17 protein-coding genes and 1 other RNA gene are annotated in these 19,745 nt (G+C 56.0%); 6 read left to right on the top strand and 12 right to left on the bottom strand.

The features are described 5' to 3' along the window. Positions 1-45 precede the first annotated feature (45 nt). A complete protein-coding gene (gene rsmI / locus IM273_RS00485; protein WP_041907909.1) occupies positions 46-909 on the top strand; it encodes a 16S rRNA (cytidine(1402)-2'-O)-methyltransferase in 864 nt (287 codons plus the stop codon). Positions 910-914: 5 nt separating this feature from the next. After that, positions 915-1,895, top strand: a complete 981-nt coding sequence (locus IM273_RS00480; RefSeq protein WP_045260084.1) for a Fic family protein — start codon at positions 915-917, stop codon at positions 1,893-1,895. Positions 1,896-1,914: 19 nt separating this feature from the next. Here the strand turns inward: IM273_RS00480 and IM273_RS00475 are convergent, their stop codons facing one another. The 11 genes from IM273_RS00475 to kbaZ all read right to left on the bottom strand — a co-directional run bounded on the left by IM273_RS00475 (position 1,915) and on the right by kbaZ (position 14,012). Beyond that, a complete protein-coding gene (locus IM273_RS00475; protein WP_193050505.1) occupies positions 1,915-3,804 on the bottom strand; it encodes an enterotoxin in 1,890 nt (629 codons plus the stop codon). A 15-nt stretch (positions 3,805-3,819) separates the two neighbouring features. Continuing rightward, positions 3,820-4,992 carry a PatB family C-S lyase gene (locus IM273_RS00470; protein WP_193050507.1) on the bottom strand — a complete coding sequence of 391 codons (1,173 nt, stop codon included), beginning with the start codon at positions 4,990-4,992 and terminating at the stop codon, positions 3,820-3,822. 12 nt (positions 4,993-5,004) lie between these two features. Then, complete coding sequence (gene malX, locus IM273_RS00465; protein ID WP_193050509.1) at positions 5,005-6,576, bottom strand: maltose/glucose-specific PTS transporter subunit IIBC; 1,572 nt, start codon at positions 6,574-6,576, stop codon at positions 5,005-5,007. A 116-nt stretch (positions 6,577-6,692) separates the two neighbouring features. Continuing rightward, positions 6,693-7,565 (bottom strand): tagatose-bisphosphate aldolase subunit KbaY, encoded by an 873-nt coding sequence (kbaY, locus tag IM273_RS00460; RefSeq protein ID WP_126327083.1) that lies wholly within the window; start codon positions 7,563-7,565, stop codon positions 6,693-6,695. A gap of 12 nt (positions 7,566-7,577) precedes the next feature. Then, positions 7,578-8,726: an SIS domain-containing protein gene (locus tag IM273_RS00455; protein ID WP_126327084.1), complete on the bottom strand. Its 1,149-nt coding sequence runs from the start codon at positions 8,724-8,726 to the stop codon at positions 7,578-7,580. Between the two features lie 246 nt (positions 8,727-8,972). Beyond that, positions 8,973-10,106: an N-acetylglucosamine-6-phosphate deacetylase gene (gene nagA / locus IM273_RS00450; RefSeq protein ID WP_193050511.1), complete on the bottom strand. Its 1,134-nt coding sequence runs from the start codon at positions 10,104-10,106 to the stop codon at positions 8,973-8,975. Continuing rightward, complete coding sequence (gene agaF / locus IM273_RS00445) at positions 10,103-10,537, bottom strand: PTS galactosamine/N-acetylgalactosamine transporter subunit IIA (RefSeq protein WP_193050513.1); 435 nt, start codon at positions 10,535-10,537, stop codon at positions 10,103-10,105. The genes nagA and agaF overlap by 4 nt, the downstream gene beginning before the upstream one ends. Before the next feature lie 16 nt (positions 10,538-10,553). Next, on the bottom strand, positions 10,554-11,432 hold the full coding sequence (gene agaE, locus IM273_RS00440; RefSeq protein ID WP_193050515.1) for a PTS N-acetylgalactosamine transporter subunit IID: 879 nt from the start codon (positions 11,430-11,432) through the stop codon (positions 10,554-10,556). Next, positions 11,422-12,201, bottom strand: a complete 780-nt coding sequence (agaW, locus tag IM273_RS00435) for a PTS N-acetylgalactosamine transporter subunit IIC (protein ID WP_028014525.1) — start codon at positions 12,199-12,201, stop codon at positions 11,422-11,424. The genes agaE and agaW overlap by 11 nt, the downstream gene beginning before the upstream one ends. Positions 12,202-12,211: 10 nt before the next feature. After that, a complete protein-coding gene (agaV, locus tag IM273_RS00430) occupies positions 12,212-12,685 on the bottom strand; it encodes a PTS N-acetylgalactosamine transporter subunit IIB (RefSeq protein WP_061096976.1) in 474 nt (157 codons plus the stop codon). A gap of 19 nt (positions 12,686-12,704) precedes the next feature. Further along, positions 12,705-14,012, bottom strand: coding sequence for a tagatose-bisphosphate aldolase subunit KbaZ (gene kbaZ, locus IM273_RS00425; RefSeq protein ID WP_193050517.1), 1,308 nt, complete (start codon positions 14,010-14,012; stop codon positions 12,705-12,707). A gap of 239 nt (positions 14,013-14,251) precedes the next feature. Between kbaZ and IM273_RS00420 the strand changes: the two genes are divergently transcribed. After that, positions 14,252-15,055: a DeoR family transcriptional regulator gene (locus IM273_RS00420; protein ID WP_193050519.1), complete on the top strand. Its 804-nt coding sequence runs from the start codon at positions 14,252-14,254 to the stop codon at positions 15,053-15,055. A 48-nt stretch (positions 15,056-15,103) separates the two neighbouring features. Here IM273_RS00420 and garD read toward each other — a convergent pair whose 3' ends face one another. Further along, positions 15,104-16,675, bottom strand: coding sequence for a galactarate dehydratase (gene garD, locus IM273_RS00415; protein ID WP_193050521.1), 1,572 nt, complete (start codon positions 16,673-16,675; stop codon positions 15,104-15,106). Between the two features lie 358 nt (positions 16,676-17,033). Here garD and garL point away from each other — a divergent pair, with 358 nt between their 5' ends. From garL to rnpB, 3 genes are all read left to right on the top strand, one after another. Continuing rightward, positions 17,034-17,804, top strand: coding sequence for a 2-dehydro-3-deoxyglucarate aldolase (gene garL / locus IM273_RS00410; RefSeq protein ID WP_193050523.1), 771 nt, complete (start codon positions 17,034-17,036; stop codon positions 17,802-17,804). Between the two features lie 21 nt (positions 17,805-17,825). Next, the gene (gene garR / locus IM273_RS00405; RefSeq protein WP_028014519.1) at positions 17,826-18,716 is read left to right on the top strand and encodes a 2-hydroxy-3-oxopropionate reductase; all 891 of its coding nucleotides are present in this window, start codon (positions 17,826-17,828) and stop codon (positions 18,714-18,716) included. Positions 18,717-18,775: 59 nt separating this feature from the next. Beyond that, an RNA gene (gene rnpB / locus IM273_RS00400) (RNase P RNA component class A) lies at positions 18,776-19,152 on the top strand. Positions 19,153-19,745 lie beyond the last annotated feature (593 nt).

Genomic DNA, 19,745 nt, shown 5'->3' with positions numbered 1-19,745 from the left:
TTTTTACGCAATGCTCAATATTAAATCGGCAATACGGACGAAACAATGAAACAACACGAAACGGCAGATAATTCTCAAGGCCAGCTTTATATTGTACCTACTCCTATCGGGAATTTGTCTGATATTACCCAACGTGCGCTGAACGTATTGCAAGCTGTTGATTTAATTGCCGCTGAAGACACCCGACACACCGGTTTACTTCTGCAACATTTCGCGATTAACGCCCGTTTGTTTGCCCTGCACGATCACAATGAGCAACAAAAAGCCGAAACGCTGGTGGCGAAGCTCAAAGAGGGGCAGAACATCGCGCTGGTCTCTGACGCCGGGACGCCGCTGATTAACGATCCTGGCTACCATCTGGTGCGCACCTGTCGCGAAGCCGGGATTCGCGTTGTGCCGCTGCCGGGACCGTGCGCCGCTATTGCTGCATTGAGCGCCGCAGGTTTGCCGTCTGACCGTTTCTGCTATGAAGGCTTCCTCCCTGCCAAATCTAAAGGCCGCCGCGACGTCTTAAAAGAGCTGGAAGCGGAACCGCGCACCCTGATCTTCTACGAATCCACTCACCGCCTGCTGGAAAGCCTGGAAGATATGGTGACCGTCTGGGGGGAAGGCCGCTACGTGGTGCTGGCGCGCGAGCTGACCAAAACCTGGGAAACCATTCACGGCGCGCCAGTCGGTGAACTGCTGGCGTGGGTGAAGGAAGACGAAAACCGCCGCAAAGGCGAAATGGTGCTGATTGTCGAAGGGCATAGGGCGGAAGAGGATGCCCTGCCTGCTGATGCGCTGCGCACGCTGGCCTTGCTGCAGGCCGAACTGCCGCTGAAGAAAGCGGCGGCATTAGCAGCAGAGATTCACGGCGTGAAGAAAAATGCGCTGTATAAGTATGCGCTGGAGCAGCAGGGGGAGTAAGCCAAATGAGCCGCTATCAGCCTCCTTTTACCATCACACCCTTTATCCTCAATCAGGTGGTTGAGATTGGTGAGCTATTAGGACATTGGGCGGCACATTCAGGTCGAACATCTCCGCTTCTCCGTAAAGAGAACCGTATTCGAACTATTCAGGCCTCGTTAGCGATTGAACACAACTCGCTGACGACAGGCCAGGTGACGGCAATTATGGAGGGCAAGCGCGTGCTTGCTCCCGAAAAAGATATTCAGGAAGTACGCAACGCTATCCTGGCATATGAGAAGTTGCCCGAATGGAAGCCCTGGAAGCTCAATGACTTACTGAGTGCGCACCGATTATTAATGATTGGGCTGGTCGAACAACCCGGCAAGCTCAGGAATGGCGGTGTAGGGGTATATCGTGGAAATCAGTTAGTTCACATGGCTCCGCCAGCCTCGCAGATAAATCGCCTTATCGGCGAGCTTCTCACCTGGCTTAAGCAAACCGATCTTCATCCGCTGATTGCCAGTTCAGTATTTCATTACGAGTTTGAGTTTATTCATCCCTTTTCGGACGGAAATGGCCGCATGGGGCGGCTGTGGCAAACGTTGATCTTAAGCCAGTGGCGCGCAGAACTGGCATGGCTGCCCGTTGAGACACTCATTCACTTCCAGCAAGCGCGCTATTACCAGATTTTAGGGCAGTGCGATCGGGCCAGTGATTGCACGGTATTTGTTGAATTCATGCTGCAAAATATGGCGGAAGCGTTGCGGGAAGGAATCAGTATGTCGTCCGTCATGTCGGAAAAAATGTCGGAAGAATTGTCGGAAAAAGAAAAGGCAATCCTTGAGCTTCTTACCGTTCAACCGCAATTGACTGCGGTAATGTTGGCCTCTGTACTGGGCGTGACTTCCCGTACCGCGGAGCGATATCTCCATTCTTTGCAAACAAAAGGTAAATTGAAACGCATCGGGGCAAGGAAAGGCGGAAGCTGGCAGGTCATGGCATAACCTGCCAGCTGAACACGACTTATTTACCTGGTATCGCCTCAAACACCAGCATTTCCAGCGGTTGCAGCGTAATCACCACGGCGTTTTTGTACGCCTCCGGTACGGTTGAATTACGGCCATACATCCCTTTCAGACTAAACTGCACCGCGTCTCCTGTCGGGATTTCGAAATCTCGCGTCAAATCCAGGTAGTAGCTTTGCGGCTTATCCGACGGGTTACGCAAGCCGAGTATGGCTTTCTCTTTACTCCACGAAGCCCAGCCGTAAACCTGCAGCGCCGTCGGGTCTCCGCCAATCCAGTGCGTATCCACCAGCACGCTGGCATTGTCACGCGACCATTTTGCGGCCTGCGCCAGTGTATCCCATTTCGCCTTGTTCAGCATTGAAGGGGTGATATACAGTTCCTGCAACTGGGTGCCGGTGGCGAAGTAGCTCCAGACCTGATCGGCAAAATCACTGTCCGTTTGCACCTTCTCCAGCCCGTAATAGGCATTCTCAGCGCTGACGATGCCGTGGTACATCAGCGAGTTCAGCGGAAACAGCGGGCCTTTGCGCACAATGGAGCGGTACGTTTCGGCATCGCGGTAGGTCATCCACTGCTGCACCGGCGTGCCGCGACCGTACAGGTTGATGTCATCACCCTGACGCCAGATGGAATCCGCATAGAACAGCCAGGACGGACTGGCGTTGGTGCCGGTCGTCAGGTTGATAAACAGATTCGGGTTGGCGCTGCGCATGTTATGCAGCAGAGCGATGGAGGCGTCAAAATCCGAGGCGAACGGGCTGCCCGGGATATGCGCGTTGGCGTTACCCATCCCGTCCAGCTTGAATGAGGTAATATGCTCGTTCTTGATAAGCTTAACGATCTGCTCATTGAAGTTTTTAAAGTAGTTAGGCCCTGACAGGGCCAGCTTCCCGTCGACGGTTTCGAACCCATATTCTTTTGCATGCGAGACGCGAACGTCACGCGGTTTGTTATACCCTCCCCACGGTGAGAGCCACAGCCCGACCGAGCTGTGCAGGCTGTCGGCTTTTTCCCGTACCTTGCCAAAACCGTTGCTGAATGCCGGGCCAAACAGCCAGCGCCCGGTAAGGTCGTCCCAGCCGTCGTCCAGCAGGAAGGCGTCCAGCGCCACGCCGCGTCCGGTGATAAATTCCTTATTCCATTCGTCCATCCGCCCCAGCACGTCCTGTTCGGAATAGGGGGTAAAGAAGCCAATATCCATCCAGCTGTTGTAGTGCAGGTAGGGCTTATACGGACGCGGACGCACGGCATTAATAAACTGGTTTACGCTGCGGCGCAGCTGGCTGATTTCCGGGAAGGTACCGAAGTATGTGGTATAGCTGACCGGCGTTGCGGGCTGAATCGGCGTTTTTAACTCTACGTTGAGGTTGGTCGTCGCTTCATAGGCGTAAGTATTCACGATCGGTTTATCTGGAAGAATAAAGAACGAATCAGCAACGATCGGCGAGCTGTTGATCGCCCCGTCAACATACGGTGCCTGTGACTGCTTTTTCGTCGGGAAGAAGGTGATTTTCGCCACGTCTCGCGGCTGGCCGACTGCGGCAACGGTGTAGTCGATGCTGGCGTATTTCCCCTTCACCAGATTCAGCTTCACCGTTACGTTAAAGTCCGGATGGGTAAAGTCGATGACAATCGCGTTGTCCCGCTTTTCGACGTGCTTGATGGTGAAATCAGCGGTGTGGATTTTTGTCTCATCCGGCAGCGTCAGAAAGAACAGCTCCTGCGGCGTGAGCGGATGGTTAGCCTTGCTGTCCTTCACTACCACCGCTGCATTTGCATCATCAAACGAGAGGGCAATATTGTCGTTATTGAGCGCGTAGTTCGCTGCTGCCGCACCATGTGAAACAGCGAGAGCCAGCAGCGAGAGCGTGAGTACTTTTTTCATCGGTTAAGATCCTAATCAGTAATGCTTCAGCATGCGGTTGATGGATTGCTCCAGCCAGTAGCGCTGGGTGCCGAAGTTAATCCGCAGGTAGTTTTCGCCGTTTTGCACGTAGTGGCTGCCGTCTTCAATCACGACACCGGCCTGTTGGGCGAAATGTTGGGTCAACGCTGTGGTGCTGCGCTCGTCGGCGCTCACGTCTATCCAGGCCAGATACGAGGATTCCGGGTTCATCATCTTCCACGCCGGGAAGTGAGTCTGAATAGCGTCTGCAAGATAGCGCGCATTCCCTTGCAGATACCCGTTCAGCGCGTCGAGCCATGGCAGGCCGTGCTGATAGGCGAGGATAATCCCCCATACGCCGAACATATTGGGTGAGGTAATTGAGTTCTTCTCCAGCTGCTGGCGGAAGCGCTGGCGCAGCGAATCGTCCGGGATCATCGAATAAGACGTTTTCAGCCCGCCCAGGTTGAAGGCTTTATTGGGTGACGTCAGCACGATCAGGTTGTCTTGGGCGGCACAGCCCGAAGCCAGACAGCTGACGAATGTACCGTCCAGAATGTGCTCGGCATGAACTTCATCGACGACAAGAATCGTGCCGTAGCGCTTACAGAGATCGGACACCTGGCGTATCTCATCCGCGCGCCAGATTCGGCCCGAGGGATTATGCGGCGAGCAGAAGAACCACAGTTTGGGACGGTGGGTTTTGAGCTGATCTTCAACCAGATTAAAATCCAGCTGATAGCGGTTTTCCTTCACGCTCAGCGGATTTGCAAGCACCCGCACGCCCTGGCGCTGTGCTGCCATCGCAAACGGATCGTAGACCGGCGTATTCATCATCACGCTGTCGCCAGGCTGGCAGAACGCCTGAACCGTGTAGTGCAGCGTGGAGACGGTGCCGTAGGTCAGGGTGATCCACGACTTCTCCACCTCAACCTGATGACGCGTGCGCTGGAAGGCGATCGTCGCGTCGTAAAATTCGTCGAAGCACCAGGTATAGCCAAAGGTGCCGTGCTCCACGATGCGCCGGAAGCCTTCAATAACGGCGGGCGGCGAGGTGAAATCCATATCGGCGATCCACAGCGGGATAAACCCCTGCGGAACATCACCAAAGCGCGAGCAAACAAACGCATGGTCCCATTTACGGCACTTATCGCTTTTACGCTCGATGATTTTGTCGAAATCAAACACAACGACCCCCTGTTAAATTAAGGCTTCAATGCCGGTTTTGACGCTCTGCACCTGCGGGCCGATGATCACCTGTACGCTGTGAGCATCCAGCACCACCACCGACAGGGCGCCTGCCGCCTTCAGCGCCTGCTGATCGATAAGGCCCATCTCTTTCACCACCAGACGAAGGCGGGTGATGCAGTTGTCGAGCGACTCGATGTTCTCTTTGCCACCGAGCGCGCGCAGGATAAGTCCATGATCGTATTTCGATTTTCCACGCGCGCGGGTGTTGGCTTCGACGGCCTGCTGCGCAGCCTGCGCGTCCACTTCACGTCCCGGCGTCTTGATATCGTGTTTGAGGATGTACCAGCGGAAGACGACGAAGTAGATGGCAAACCAGGCAATACCGACCGGGAACAGTAGATACCATTTGGTCGACATCCCCTGCATCACGCCGAAGATCAGCAGATCCAAAATCCCGCCGTCGGTGTTGCCGATGGTGACGCCGAGCAGTGCCATCACCATCAGCGCCAGGCCCGACATCACGATATGGAAGGCGTAGAGCGCAGGGGCGATAAACAGGAACAGGAACTCAATCGGCTCTGAAATACCGGTGACGACGGACACCAGCACGCCGGAAAGCAGCAGCCCCTTAATCACCGGGCGGTTCTCCGGACGGGCGGTGCGGTAGATGGCGTACGCCACGGCGGGTAAGCCAAAGATAAAGGTCGGCATAAACCCTTGTGACAGAAACGCGGTAACGTGCGGGCTAAACGGCAGTCCGGCTTTCAGCTCGGCGTAGAAGATGTTCAGCGCGCCGGCCACTTCAAGGCCGTTGACCATCTCAATGCCGCCTGCCGGCGTGAAGCGCACCATCGCCAGCAGAATATGGTGCAGGCCGAAGGGTTTAAGCAGCAGCACGCCCACGCCATAAAGGAAGGGGCCAAAGACGCTGGTGCTCTGGATAATATGGCCGATGCCGGCAATCCCCAGCGCCACGTATTCCCACAGCAGCGGGATAAACAGCCCGACCAGCGACAGCGTGAGTGCGGTAATGATGGGCACAAAACGAATGCCGCTGAAAAAGGCAAAGGCATCGTGTAACACGGTGTCCTGAAAACGCTCATGCAGGAAGTAAGTGATTACCCCGACCACGATGCCGCCCAGCACGCCCATCTCCAGGGTCTGGATCCCCAGCACGATCGATTGTCCTACCTGTCTCATGGTGGCGGCGTCGGCAAGCTGGTGGGTGGCGGTCAGGTAGTAGTTGATGCTCATGTTCATCAGCATATAGCCAACGAACCCGGCAAAAGCGCCCACGGCCTTGTTGCGTTTGGCAAGACCCATCGGGATCGCCATGGCGAACATCAGCGGCAAATAGGTAAAGGCGAAGCCGCCCACCATGGCGATAAAGCCAAAGGTCAGCTGCGTTAACTCGCCGCCCAGAAAGGGAAAACTTTTAATGGTGGAAGGGCTGGTGACGGAGCTGCCGATACCCAGCAGCAGCCCCATAAAGGCCAGCAGGGAGACCGGGAACATAAATGTCTTTCCCAGGCTTTGGAAAAATTCCCACGCTTTCGATTTAAACGACTTTTCCTGTGTCATGTTGGGACTCCTCGGATTTTTAGGATAATGGAAGGCGCTGTCCGGCTTAAGGACGCGCCTTCATATTTGCGAGGCTTATAGTTATTTTTTAGGTATTGACGTGATGCGCGATGGAATCAGGCTTCAGCAGGAAGCAGCAGCCGGTTTGCGGAGCCGCAAACGGTGATTTTGCTTCTGACCACCTCTTTCATGGCGTCCATGCCGACCCGCATGTAGAAGCGCGGATCGTTGCCCTGCGGGTTTTCGGCAAACCAGGCTTTCACCGCGTCAGAAAAGGCGATTTTCAGCTCGGTTGCCACGTTGACTTTGCACACGCCCAGCTCGATGGTGCGGCGAACAAACTCATCCGGCACATCGCTCGCGCCGTGCAGTACCAGCGGCACGGTGACCACTTCGCGAATTTCCGCCAGCCGCTGGAAGTCGATTTTCGGACGTTTGGTATACAGGCCGTGTGCGGTGCCGATGGCGACGGCAAGGCTGTCGACGCCGGTCAGTTCGACGAAGCGTTTCGCCTCCTGCGGATCGGTGAGAAACGCGCTTTCCGCATCAACGCTCATGTCATCTTCCACGCCGCCCAGGCGGCCCAGCTCGGCTTCGACGCTGCAGTCGTTGAGGTGGCAGAAATCGACCACCGACTTCACCAGCTGCACGTTCTGTTCAAACGGATAGTGGCTGCCGTCGATCATCGCGCTGCGCACGCCCGCGTTGACCTTGCGGCGAATATCGTCCAGCGATTCGTGGTGATCGAGGTGCAGCGCCAGCGGCATGTCGTAGGTGAGGGAGTACGCGCTGCACAGGGCGTAGATCTCTTCCAGCGCGATGTGCTTAAAGGTGCCCGGCGTACCCGCGAGGATCACCGGCGATCGCATTTCGCTGCACGCTTCGAGGATCGCCTGGATCGTCTCCGCGTTGTGGATGTTGAACGCCGGAACGGCATAGCCTTTTGCCTGTGCGTCCTGCAGAAGATATTTCGTTGAGATAATACTCATAATCAGATCCTCTTAAGCCTGCCACGGATGGATAACAACGCCCTGCACTACGCGGTTGACCGTCCCGCTGGCGGATGGCGTATCGGGCGTATTGCCCACGCTGAGCGACTGGGTAAGTGCAAAGACCTGGGCATAGATCAGGAAGCAGAACGCCTGTTCCATATCGATAAACGGTCGTGAAGGCGGCAGCAGAATGTGCGGACCCGCTTCAATGATCGGATCGTTTTCAGCGGCGATGGCGATGACGCGCAGGGCCTGGCGATCGCGGCGCAGTTCGGCCAGCAGATCCAGATCGTACTGACGCGTATACGGATGGCTGGAGATGAACACCACCACCAGCGTTTCGTTGTCGACCAGAGATTTCGGCCCGTGACGGAAGCCCGTCGGGGAATCGTAAAACGCCGCCAGCTTGCCCGCCGTCAGCTCCAGCACCTTCAGCGCTGATTCGCGCGCCGCCCCCTGCAGGCCGCCGCTTCCCAGATACACGATCCGTTTCCACGGCTCATTGCCAAAGACGCCGTGACTGAAATCGCCGAGCGAGGAGAGGATCGCCTGACAGCGATCGGCCACGTCGCGGAAGGTTTGACTGTTGATCGTCTCCGGGGCGAATACGGCCAGACAGCTCGCCATCATGGTGGTGATGCTGCTGGTCATCGCGAACCCGCGATCGTGCGTTTCGGCAGGCATCAGCAGGGCATATGCGTTATCGCTTTCGACGGCCGTCTGGTACAGGCTCCCTGCCTCGTTGCAGGTGATCGACAGGTGGTAGCACTCCGGTACGAACTGATTGGCCAGCTCAACGGCCGCGACGCTTTCCGGGCTGTTGCCGGAGCGGGCAAACGAAACCAGCAGCAGCGGATGCGCAGGGCTGAAGTAGTCCATCGGGTTTGTGACCAGGTCAGTGGTCGGGACGGCGGAGATAGTTTTCCCGGTGTGGCTCGCAAGCCATGGCGCAATGATATCGCCGATAAACGCGGACGTGCCCGCGCCGGTCAGGACGATCCGCAGATCGTGCTTGCGCAGCAGCGGCGTCAGGAAGCTGTCGATCGACGCGCGCAGGCTATCGATATTGTTGAGCGAGCGGATCCAGCTGGCAGGCTGCTGGCGGATCTCTTCTTCGGTCCAGGTGCCGGTTGTCGCGGCGGTAGTGGTTTGTGGCATAACTCAGTCCTTAGTCGTGTGAATTCCACATCAGACGCTGGCAATCGTGTCGCTATCTTTCGTTTCGTTTCACTTGTTCACTTAAGCAGTTAAATAAAATCTATAGAAAAGAAATCGAAACTTCAATGAAAGAAAAGAAATAAAACGAAAAGTGTGATCGTGAAAGGTAGCGGCAGATTAAAGGAAAGGAAAAGAAAGGCCTTACGATCGGGTGCCGTAAGGCCAACAGGAGACACAATGAAAGGGCTAAAGGGGGAGAGCCTGACCCTGAATCCAGATTTGCTGGAGGTGTAAACCCCCGTCCAGCGCGTTGAGATTCGCGCGTTTACCCGGCGCTAGCGAACCGAGTTGGTTATCCACGCCCAGAAGGCGGGCGGGATGCAGCGAGGCCATATGAATGGCGTCTTCGGCAGTAATGCCTGTATGTTCCACCATATTGCGTACGGCGGCATCCAGCGAGAGCGTGCTCCCGGCCAGCCCGCCGGAGCCGGTTCGAACCACGCCGTTTTGCATCGTGACCGCTTCACCACAGAGCGTATACCGACCGTCCGGCATACCGGCCGCCTGCATGGCATCGGTGATCAGTACCAGGCGTTCTTTCGCGCAGCAACGGCATAATCGCATGGCTCCCGGATGAACGTGGTGGCAGTCGGCAATCAGCTCCAGCCACGCCCGTTTGTCCGTCAGCCCGGCGCCGACCATGCCGGGTTCCCTGTGGTGCAGCCCCGTCATGCCGTTATAGCAGTGCACCAGCCCATCGGCACCCGCGTCAAACGCGGCGAGGGTTTGATCGAACGTAGCGGCGCTGTGGCCCAGCATCACGCATATCCCGCGCTGTTTAAGATGGCGAATCGCCAGCAGCGCGCCGGGTTTTTCCGGCGCCAGCGCCACCACCCGTAACGTACGCAGTGAAACGTCAATCAACCTTTCCAGCTCGGCGATATCCAGCTCCCTGAACAGGTCCGGCGGATGCGCCCCTTTGTTCTGCGGCGTAAAGTACGGCCCTTCCAGATAGCTGCCCAGGATCTGCGCGCCGGGGCCGCCCGACTGACAGCGTCGGGCGATTCGCGCGAGCGCGCCGTGGATAGCCTCCAGCGGCGCGGTGACGGTGGTGGGTAAAAAGGCGCCCACGCCTTCGCGCGCTTTATGCATTGCCAGAGTATCCAGCACGTCAGGCGCATCATCCATTACGTCCACGCCCGCGCCGCCGTGGACGTGCGTATCGATATACGCCGGGCACAGCAGTTCCGCATCGCGCGACGCCACGCCCGTCGGGATAGGCTCGATCGCCGCTATCACGCCGTTTTCAATGCGTAGCTGGTGGTCATCCCGCCATCCCTCTTCGGTAAGCACCCGCCTTGCGCGCAGCAGCTGGCTCATATTCCTTCCTCTGCGGGGGCTTCCTCGCGACAGCGTCCCAGCTCGTCTACGAGGCTGGTCAGGCCGCGGTGGCCGCACTCCAGTGCCTGCAGACGAAACGCTTCGCTACTTAATCCGTCACGTTCCAGCACCATTTCCAGCAAAAGCTGCAGGTTGGTGCCGGTAATCACTTCGCTACCCGGTCTTTTCATCGCGAGCGTCGAGGCCAGGCGAAACGGCGTGCCGCCGAGAAGGTCGGTCAGGAAAATAATATCCTGCTCTGGATCCAGTTCACTCACCGCCTGCGTTAGCTGAGCTGTCAGCCTGACAGTGGTGGAGGTTTCCGGAAAATCGATGGCGATAAACTGCGGCTGCTCGCCAAGGATCTGCCTCATCGCCTGTTCAAGCCCGCTGGCAAAGCCGCCGTGACCCGTCAAAATTATGCCTAACATCGCAACCTCTTTGCTTTTACAGGAAGTGACAGAATTTACCGACAACGCCCAGCAGTACGGTGATACCGATCAGCCGCAGCGGGCTCCAGCCGCGGCGCACCAGCCAGAACATGGTCAGGGTGTAGACCAGCGGCAAGAACGCGGGCATCAGCTTGTCGATAACGTCGGCCTGCAGTTTGACGACGGCATCACCCGCCTTAATTTCAAGCGTCGTATTGAGTCGGACGTAGGTCGCCACCAGCGCGCCGATCACCGTCATCCCGACAATAGAGGCCGCGTGGCCGACCTTTTTGGTGTTGGCTTTGATCAGCGGAATGGCGGCAACGCCCATTCGGTATGCGTAGTGCGCCAGGCCAAAGCGCAGGCCGAGATGCACCACGTTGAACAGCACGATAAAAACTACCGCGCCAAGAATGGAGCCTTGCAGCGCCAGGCTGGCACCAATACCGCCGCAGATGGGTAACAGGGTCAGCCAGAACATGGCGTCACCAATGCCTCCGAGCGGGGCACCGACCGCAATTTTGGTGCTCTGAATGCTGTTTACATCCTGCTTGGAACGCTCCATTGCCAGAATAATGCCGATAACGAAGGTCACCAGAAACGGATGGGTGTTAAAGAAGCCCATATGACCTTTCATCGCCCGCGCCAGGTCCCGCTTATTGGTGTGGATCTTTTTCAGCGCGGGCAGCAGCCCGTACAGCCAGCCGGAGGCCTGCATACGTTCATAGTTAAACGAGGCCTGCAGCAGCATGGAGCGCCAGGCCACGCGGTTAATGTCTTTTTTGGTCAGCTCCGCGCCAATGGTCTGGTCTTCATAGATGTTTTCATTCACGCCGCTCAGCAGCGTCTCTTCACTGACAGACGCGCCCGGCAGGGTGGTTTGATTAGATGCCATCTTCAAATTCCTCTTTCTGGGCCGCGGGCGCCGTCGGTTCAGGCGATTTACGCAGCAGGTCGATCAGCGCCATCGCCAGCGCCGCTGCGGCAATCGCCAGTACCGGAAGCTTCAGCCAGGCCGCGGCGACAAAACCGATAATGAAGTAAGGGATGTAGACGTTTTTCATCATGATCTTCAGCAGCACGGCGAAGCCGATCGCTGGCATGATGCCGCCCGCGACGCCGAGACCGTCAATCAGACGCTCCGGCAGGATAGCAATGGCGGTTTTCGCGTGTTCAGCGCCAAAGTAGATGGGCAGAAACGCGCACAGGAAATAAAAAATGCCGAGCGCCAGCAGCGCCAGATAGTTGACTCGCTCTATGCCGTCGGTGTCCGCGTTGGCCGCCATGCGATCGCAGCGTGACATCACGCCGGACATCACGGAGAAGAGGAAGGTGATACCCATCTGCACCGCCACGGCAAACGGCACCGCGACCCCAACGGCGACATCCGGCTTCACGCCCGTGGTGATGGCAAACGTGGTGCCGACGATGGTGCCGATAATCACGTTTGGCGGCTGCGCGCCCGCCAGCGGCGCCAGACCCATCCAGACCAGCTCTAAGGTACCGCCGGTCAGGATCCCGGTATGCAGATCGCCCAGTATCAGGCCGACCAGAGGACCAAGCACCACCGGGCGGTGCATGTGTGTTAAGCCGTTAAACATATCCAGGCCCGCGATAAAGGCAAGAAGCCCCAGCGCGAATGCCTGCAACAGACTGATTTCCATTGTGAATCCCTCAAAGCAGTTTAAAGAGATCCAAAGCGGTCTCTGTTGGGACGCCCTGAACAAAGCATTCCACCCCGGCCGCTTTCAGGCCGTTGAACGCAGCGATATCGTTCGCGTCGACAGAGACCGTTTTGGCAATTTGCTGTTTGCCACTGGCGTAGTGCATGTTTCCGACATTGATACGGGTGATGGGCACGCCGCCTTCAACCAGCTTCAGAAAATCGGCGGGTGATTTGCAGACCAGCAGGATTTTCTGGCGGTCAGCGGCGCGGTGAATATTGTCGATCGTTTTTTGCAGCGACCAGAAACGCACGGCGATCCCTTCCGCGAGCACCATTTCCATCAGGTTTTGTTGAACCGGATCGTCTGCAACCTCGTCATTTGCCACCAGCACCAGGTTTGCCCCCGCAAACCCCACCCACTGCACGCCCACCTGTCCGTGGATCAGGCGTTCATCAATGCGGCATAAGACAATGTTTGGCATAGCGTTTTCCTCTTTTTAATTATGCGTGTGGAGTCGTTACGCCTTCGCAGGCGGCATGGTACTGCTGGAGTATGTCCTGAATGTGGTCGATGATGAGTTCCCGCGACGTTGACTTGAGAGCGCCCTCGCGAACTTTGCTGTACTGCAACGGCAAATACTGGCTGATAAGCGGCAGCGGAATGGGTTCGTCTGCCAGATTGCGCACCAGTCGTTCAAAGGCATCGTCAATCTGGCTGTCCGGCCAGTAATAGCGCACGCGGTCGGAGTAGCTGTAGCCGCGGGCCAGGCGTCGGGCGTTGCCGTCACCGTGATAGTGGCTTTGCCAGTATTCCGGGCGATCGAGCATCACGTTTTCCAGAACGTGACGCAGGCCCGAGCTGGCTTTCGCCGGGAGCAGTTCTTCTTCAATGGCGGCCAGCGAGAACAGCGCTTCACGCAGGGCAAAGGTCAGGGCAGGGCCGACTTTTAAAATAGCGAAGTGATCGTTCACCAGCTGGCGCAGCGCCTGTTGCGTCTGGTAATCGGTAGAGTGTGCTTCAAATACCAGCGTGTCATAGGCTTCAACCATCTTGCTCAGCGCGACGGCTTTATGTGGCTGATAGTCACAAACGTGCGCATGGTCGAACTCAACGCCGGGCTGAACCACCAGGCCAATAATGCGCGGCCAGATGTCGCTTAACCCTTCCTTCTCGAATGCGTGGCGGTGTGCCTCAAGCGTGGCGCGCGCCGCCTCTGGCGTCGTGACCTCAAGCTCGGTCAGCGTTTCGTGCGCGCCGCCGGGAACCGGAACTTCCGTGCCGATAACGTAGACCAGATCGGCTACACCAAATTGCTCAAGACAGGTTGTTTCGGCAATTTTTGCCAGACGCGCGGCGCGCCCGGCAACGATCGCATCGGTCAAAGGAACCGGATCGTCTTCACAGGACATGCTGCAATCGAGGTGAATTTTTTTAAATCCAGCTGCCACGTAGTGCCTGATCAGATCGTCGGCGTTCGCCATCGCCTGCAAAGCCGGCAGGTTTTGCCAGCGGTTGGGCCCTAAATGATCGCCGCCGAGGATCAGCTGCGACGTCGGGAAACCAAGCGATTGCGCCAGCTTACAGACGAACCCGTGAAAGTCGGCGGGCGTCATGCCGGTATAGCCGCCAAACTGATCCACCTGGTTTGAAGTAGCTTCAATCAGCAGCGGCGTTTGGCGTGAATGGGCGTAACGAATGGCAGCTTCAAGTACCAGTGGATGTGCGGAACAGACGGCATAAATCCCGTTTGCATTCCCCCGTTTATGTTGTTCCACCATTTCTGTCAGATATTTCACTTTCCTCTCCATTTCGGATGGTAATGATAGTTATCTTTCGTTTTGTTTCATTTAATCCTGCATCATGGTGATATAAAAATAAAACGAAAGATAATAGTTTTCCGATCTGTTTCACAAAAGAAACATAATGAAAGGTTTCAGCGCGGTGTCAGCTTGCGTATCGTCACCATGCAGGGCTTGCATTCCCGTAATGGAAAGGCGTTAATAGGCAAAACGAAATGAAACGAAAGAATATTGATTAAGGAGCTCGTATGAGCAGCACCGATTCATCCGCAGAAAAGCGCATCACCGGCACCAGTGAAAGGCGAGAGCAGATCATTCAGCGGTTGCGGGCGCAGGGAAGCGTGCAGGTTAACGATCTGTCTCATCTGTACGGCGTATCGACGGTGACGATCCGCAACGACTTGGCGTTCCTGGAGAAGCAGGGCATCGCCGTTCGTGCCTACGGCGGGGCGCTAATCTGCGAAGGGAATGCGCCTGGCATCGAGCCTTCCGTTGAGGATAAAAGCTCGCTCAATACGGCGGTGAAGCGCAGCATCGCTCAGGCCGCCGCCGCGCTGGTGAAGCCGGGGCACCGCATTATTCTGGATTCCGGCACCACGACTTTTGAGATCGCTCGTATGCTGCGCCAGCACACGGATGTCATTGCGATGACGAACGGGATGAACGTGGCGAATGCGTTGCTGGAAGCTGAAGGGGTAGAGCTGCTGATGACCGGCGGTCACTTGCGTCGTCAGTCGCAGTCCTTCTACGGCGACCAGGCGGAACAGTCCTTACAGAATTATCACTTTGATCTGCTGTTCCTGGGCGTCGACGCTATCGATCTCGATCGCGGTGTGAGCACGCACAACGAGGATGAAGCACGCCTGAACCGCAGAATGTGCGAGGTGGCAGAGCGTATTATTGTCGTGACCGACTCCAGCAAGTTTAACCGCTCAAGCCTGCATAAAATCATTGATACACAACGAATTGATATGATTATCGTCGATGAAGGTATTCCGGCGGAGAGTCTGGAAGGATTACGGAAAAGCGGGATTGATGTGGTGCTGGTTTAAGGTTTTTTTACCCTCTCCCCTATGGGGAGAGGGAAGGCTGAGGGGCCATCACGTCACCGGTGCCGGGTTAAACACCGCCAGCTGGTTATGCAATCCCCACTGGTCCGAGAAAGTTTTCTTCCTCCCGCTCGCTACGTCCAGAATAAAATGGAACAGCTTCCAGCCCACGTCCTCAATACTCTCTTCCCCGGTGGCGATGGTGCCCGCGTTGATATCCATTAAGTCATACCAGCGGTTTGCCAGCTCGGTGCGCGTCGCCATCTTGATCACCGGGACCGCCATCAGCCCGTACGGCGTGCCGCGCCCGGTGGTAAAGACCTGCACTGTAATACCGGAGGCCACCTGCTGGGTGCCGCACACAAAATCGCTGGCAGGTGTTGCCGCATAAATAAGGCCGCGCCTGGTTGGCCGCTGGCCCGGAGAGAGCACTTCCACAATCGCGCTCTGGCCGGATTTGGCAATCGAACCGAGGGCTTTTTCCACCACGTTTGCCAGGCCGCCTTTCTTGTTGCCCGGCGAAGGGTTGGCGCTGCGGTCCGTTTTGCCCATATCAAGATAATTATCGTACCAGGCCATCTCCTCCAGCAGGCGTTTGCCCACCTCTTCGTTGACTGCGCGTGGCGTCAGCAGATGGATGGCGTCACGCACTTCGGTTACCTCGGAGAACATCACCGTGGCGCCGCAGCGAACCAGCAGATCGGACGCATAGCCCACTGCCGGGTTGGCCGTCACGCCGGAAAACGCATCGCTGCCGCCGCATTGTGTTCCCACCACCAGTTCCGACGCCGGACACGTTTCGCGCTGGCGGCGGTTGAGTTTGTCCAGATGATGCTCTGCTACCTGCAAAATATCGTCGACCATTGAACGAAAACCAACGTGGTGCTCGTCCTGCAGGCGCACGATGCTGGCCCCGTCAGCCGGGATGGCTTTGACATCTTCGGTGCCCTGAAGCAGGCGCTCTGGCTGCAATTTTTCACAGCCGAGACCGATTACCATCACCTCGCCGCCAAAGTTCGGATTCAGGGCGATATTGTGGATAGTACGGATCGGCACGACCGCCGCGGGCGCGTTGATCGCTACGCCGCAGCCGTACAGGTGGTTAAGACCCACTACGCCGTCGACGTTCGGGTACTTTGGCAGCAGATCGCGTTCAATGATTTTCACCACGTAATCCACCACGCCCGCCACGCAGTGCACGCTGGTGGTAATGCCGAGCAGGTTTTTGGTGCCGACGCTACCGTCCGCATTGCGGTAGCCTTCAAAGGTATAGCCCTCCAGCGGCGGCAAAGCTTCAGGAACGCGGGTCGCCAGCGGAAGCGTATTCAGCGGCGGTGCTTCTGGCAGCGCCACCAGCGACTCCTCAATCCAGCTACCCTGCGGAATAGCGCTTACCGCATAGCCGATGACTTCGCCGTAGCGTACGATTTCACCGTGGGCAGGAATATCGACCAACGCGACCTTGTGCCCCTGCGGAATATGCTCAATTAGCTCCAGCCCGTCCAGGAAGCGGGTGCCTGCTTTTAAGCCATTGTCGTTGACAATAATCGCCACGTTATCCGTATCGTGAACCTTAATATAAAACGCCGTCGGGGGTGCCTCTCTAATTGCAATATCGGTCATTATTCACTCTTCTCCGGCAAAGTTTCAGCTATGAAAAATAACTCGTTGGATAATCGTTTTCTTAACGTAGAAATAAAGCATGTCAGGAGAAGAAAAGTGAAAATGTGATCGCGATCGTTTCAGGCGGACTAATCCTTGATTCTGTGCATTAGCGCCCACTGCTTTGTGCATATGCTCAAAATAGCATTGAGATGTAACGCAATACTTGAGCATCAAAACAATGTGCTGACGTGTAGAGCCGATTATACTGAATGACGATTTTATAACGCCACCATTCAGTCAGAGAAATAAATATAAAGAATCTGTTCTGGAATAAATATTACTGGCTAAAACTGCGGAATTAAAAAAGGGTTAAGTGATGAATAACGATATCTTCCCGAATAAGTTTAAAGCTGCCCTCGCGGCGCACCAGATTCAGATTGGCTGTTGGTCCGCGCTGGCAAACCCTATCAGCACCGAAGTGTTAGGCCTGGCCGGATTCGACTGGCTGGTGCTGGACGGCGAACACGCGCCGAACGATATCAGCACCTTTATTCCGCAGCTGATGGCGCTGAAAGGTAGCCCCAGCACTCCGGTGGTGCGCGTGCCAACTAACGAGCCGGTGATTATCAAGCGTCTGCTGGATATCGGTTTCTACAATTTCCTGATCCCGTTTGTGGAAACGGAAGAACAGGCGGCGCTGGCCGTTGCCTCAACGCGCTATCCGCCGGAAGGGATCCGCGGCGTCTCGGTATCGCACCGCGCCAACATGTTTGGCACCGTGCCGGACTATTTCGCCCAGTCCAATAGCAACATGACTATTCTGGTTCAGATTGAAAGCCAGCAGGGCGTTGATAACGTCGATGCGATTGCAGCCACAGATGGCGTGGACGGTATCTTCGTCGGTCCAAGCGATCTGGCTGCGGCGTTTGGGCATCTGGGCAACGCCAGCCACCCGGACGTACAGCGCGCAATCCAGCACATCTTTGCCCGCGCCAAAGCGCACGGCAAACCGTGCGGCATTCTGGCGCCGGTTGAAGCCGATGCTCGCCGCTACCTGGAGTGGGGAGCCACGTTCGTTGCCGTCGGCAGCGACCTCGGCGTGTTCCGCTCAGCGACGCAGAAATTAGCGGACGCTTTTAAAAAATAACCATCATTGAGGAAACAGATTATGACGCTGAAAGTGGGTTTTATTGGTCTTGGGATCATGGGTAAACCAATGAGTAAGAACCTGATTAAAGCGGGTTACTCACTGGTGGTATCCGATCACAATCCACAGTCTGTGGCTGAGGTGATGGCGACGGGCGCGGAAACAGCTACTACCCCTAAAGCCATTGCTGAGCAGTGCGATGTCATCATCACCATGCTGCCAAATTCCCCTCACGTCAAAGAGGTCGCGCTTGGGGAAAACGGCATCATCGAGGGTGCGAAGCCGGGCCTGGTGCTGATTGATATGAGCTCTATTGCCCCGCTCGCGAGCCGTGAAATCAGCGAGGCGTTAAAAGCGAAGGGCGTAGAGATGCTGGATGCGCCCGTCAGCGGCGGCGAGCCAAAAGCCATCGACGGTACCCTGTCGGTGATGGTGGGCGGCGATAAGGCCGTGTTCGACAAATACTATGACCTGATGAAAGCGATGGCAGGCTCCGTAGTGCATACCGGAGACATTGGCGCGGGCAACGTTACCAAGCTCGCGAACCAGGTGATTGTGGCGCTGAACATTGCCGCCATGTCTGAAGCGCTGACGCTGGCAACGAAGGCGGGCGTCAATCCGGACCTGGTCTATCAGGCAATCCGTGGCGGTCTGGCGGGCAGTACGGTGCTTGATGCCAAAGCGCCGATGGTGATGGATCGTAATTTCAAACCCGGTTTCCGCATTGATCTGCACATCAAAGATCTGGCGAACGCGCTGGATACGTCTCACGGCGTGGGTGCACAGCTGCCGCTGACCGCTGCGGTTATGGAGATGATGCAGGCGCTGCGTGCGGATGGCCTGGGTACGGCCGATCACAGCGCGATTGCGTGCTACTACGAAAAACTGGCGAAGGTGGAAGTGGCGCGTTAATAGCATCTTGCCCGCACCTGAGGGTGACAGCGGCGCGCAAACCCTCTATACTGCGCGCCGAAGCTGACCAGACAGTCGCCGCTTCGTCGTCGTCCCTTTCGGGGGAGACGGGCGGAGGGGAGGAAAGTCCGGGCTCCATAGGGCAGGGTGCCAGGTAACGCCTGGGGGGGAAACCCACGACCAGTGCAACAGAGAGCAAACCGCCGATGGCCCGCGCAAGCGGGATCAGGTAAGGGTGAAAGGGTGCGGTAAGAGCGCACCGCGCGGCTGGTAACAGTCCGTGGCACGGTAAACTCCACCCGGAGCAAGGCCAAATAGGGGTTCACATGGTACGGCCCGTACTGAACCCGGGTAGGCTGCTTGAGCCAGTGAGCGATTGCTGGCCTAGATGAATGACTGTCCACGACAGAACCCGGCTTATCGGTCAGCTTCAACTTCTTCCAGAACCCCGCTTCGGCGGGGTTTTTGCTTTTAGGGTTTCGTAGCCCAGGTATGCGCATCGCCACCCGGCAACTCGCACAAAAGACATCAATTCTCATATTTGCGACATTAAGCACATTTCACTGCATGACCCTTTCGGGCATCGCTATGCCTACCGCAAACGATCGTTATCACAAAATTTCACCCTAAAAAATGGTGAATTTACAGTATTGTTAATTTGTTGCGAATGTTAATTGAACGATCGCAAATATTTTCTTATTTGATATAAACATATTGAAATTAAAAACATTCAGGCTATGAATGTGTGACGTATTCCACTGTTTATAAAAAGCTGTCCAAAAATCCTCTGCAAAATTTGATAATTTGAAAGAATGTCTAAAAGGAATAACGGTTATTTATTGGCCTTTAATTGTCTGAAAGTTCGTCTTTATTGATTTATTTAACGCAGAGAAATTTATCAAGGTTATCGCCATAAAATAAATTTATTACTGCTGATTTTATTGATCGATATCAGCGTAATGGTGTGCTTTTAATTTTATATGGCATTGATTATAAAGTATTTTTTAGGTTCTTGTTGTGCCCGTAAAA

The sequence above is a fragment of the Enterobacter cloacae complex sp. P13B genome, assembly GCF_014895915.1.
GTDB classification, from domain to species: Bacteria; Pseudomonadota; Gammaproteobacteria; order Enterobacterales; family Enterobacteriaceae; genus Enterobacter; species Enterobacter bugandensis.
The sequence above is the reverse complement of the archived record's forward strand: the minus strand, read 5'-3'. Positions and strand labels throughout refer to the sequence as shown.

Excerpts from the sequence above, each read along its gene's own strand:
- rsmI (WP_041907909.1), top strand. The coding sequence starts at position 46 with ATGAAACAACACGAAACGGCAGATAATTCTCAAGGCCAGCTTTATATT.
- IM273_RS00480 (WP_045260084.1), top strand. The coding sequence starts at position 915 with ATGAGCCGCTATCAGCCTCCTTTTACCATCACACCCTTTATCCTCAAT.
- IM273_RS00475 (WP_193050505.1), bottom strand. The coding sequence starts at position 3,804 with ATGAAAAAAGTACTCACGCTCTCGCTGCTGGCTCTCGCTGTTTCACAT.
- malX (WP_193050509.1), bottom strand. The coding sequence starts at position 6,576 with ATGACACAGGAAAAGTCGTTTAAATCGAAAGCGTGGGAATTTTTCCAA.
- kbaY (WP_126327083.1), bottom strand. The coding sequence starts at position 7,565 with ATGAGTATTATCTCAACGAAATATCTTCTGCAGGACGCACAGGCAAAA.
- IM273_RS00455 (WP_126327084.1), bottom strand. The coding sequence starts at position 8,726 with ATGCCACAAACCACTACCGCCGCGACAACCGGCACCTGGACCGAAGAA.
- nagA (WP_193050511.1), bottom strand. The coding sequence starts at position 10,106 with ATGAGCCAGCTGCTGCGCGCAAGGCGGGTGCTTACCGAAGAGGGATGG.
- agaF (WP_193050513.1), bottom strand. The coding sequence starts at position 10,537 with ATGTTAGGCATAATTTTGACGGGTCACGGCGGCTTTGCCAGCGGGCTT.
- agaE (WP_193050515.1), bottom strand. The coding sequence starts at position 11,432 with ATGGCATCTAATCAAACCACCCTGCCGGGCGCGTCTGTCAGTGAAGAG.
- agaW (WP_028014525.1), bottom strand. The coding sequence starts at position 12,201 with ATGGAAATCAGTCTGTTGCAGGCATTCGCGCTGGGGCTTCTTGCCTTT.
- agaV (WP_061096976.1), bottom strand. The coding sequence starts at position 12,685 with ATGCCAAACATTGTCTTATGCCGCATTGATGAACGCCTGATCCACGGA.
- kbaZ (WP_193050517.1), bottom strand. The coding sequence starts at position 14,012 with ATGGAGAGGAAAGTGAAATATCTGACAGAAATGGTGGAACAACATAAA.
- IM273_RS00420 (WP_193050519.1), top strand. The coding sequence starts at position 14,252 with ATGAGCAGCACCGATTCATCCGCAGAAAAGCGCATCACCGGCACCAGT.
- garD (WP_193050521.1), bottom strand. The coding sequence starts at position 16,675 with ATGACCGATATTGCAATTAGAGAGGCACCCCCGACGGCGTTTTATATT.
- garL (WP_193050523.1), top strand. The coding sequence starts at position 17,034 with ATGAATAACGATATCTTCCCGAATAAGTTTAAAGCTGCCCTCGCGGCG.
- garR (WP_028014519.1), top strand. The coding sequence starts at position 17,826 with ATGACGCTGAAAGTGGGTTTTATTGGTCTTGGGATCATGGGTAAACCA.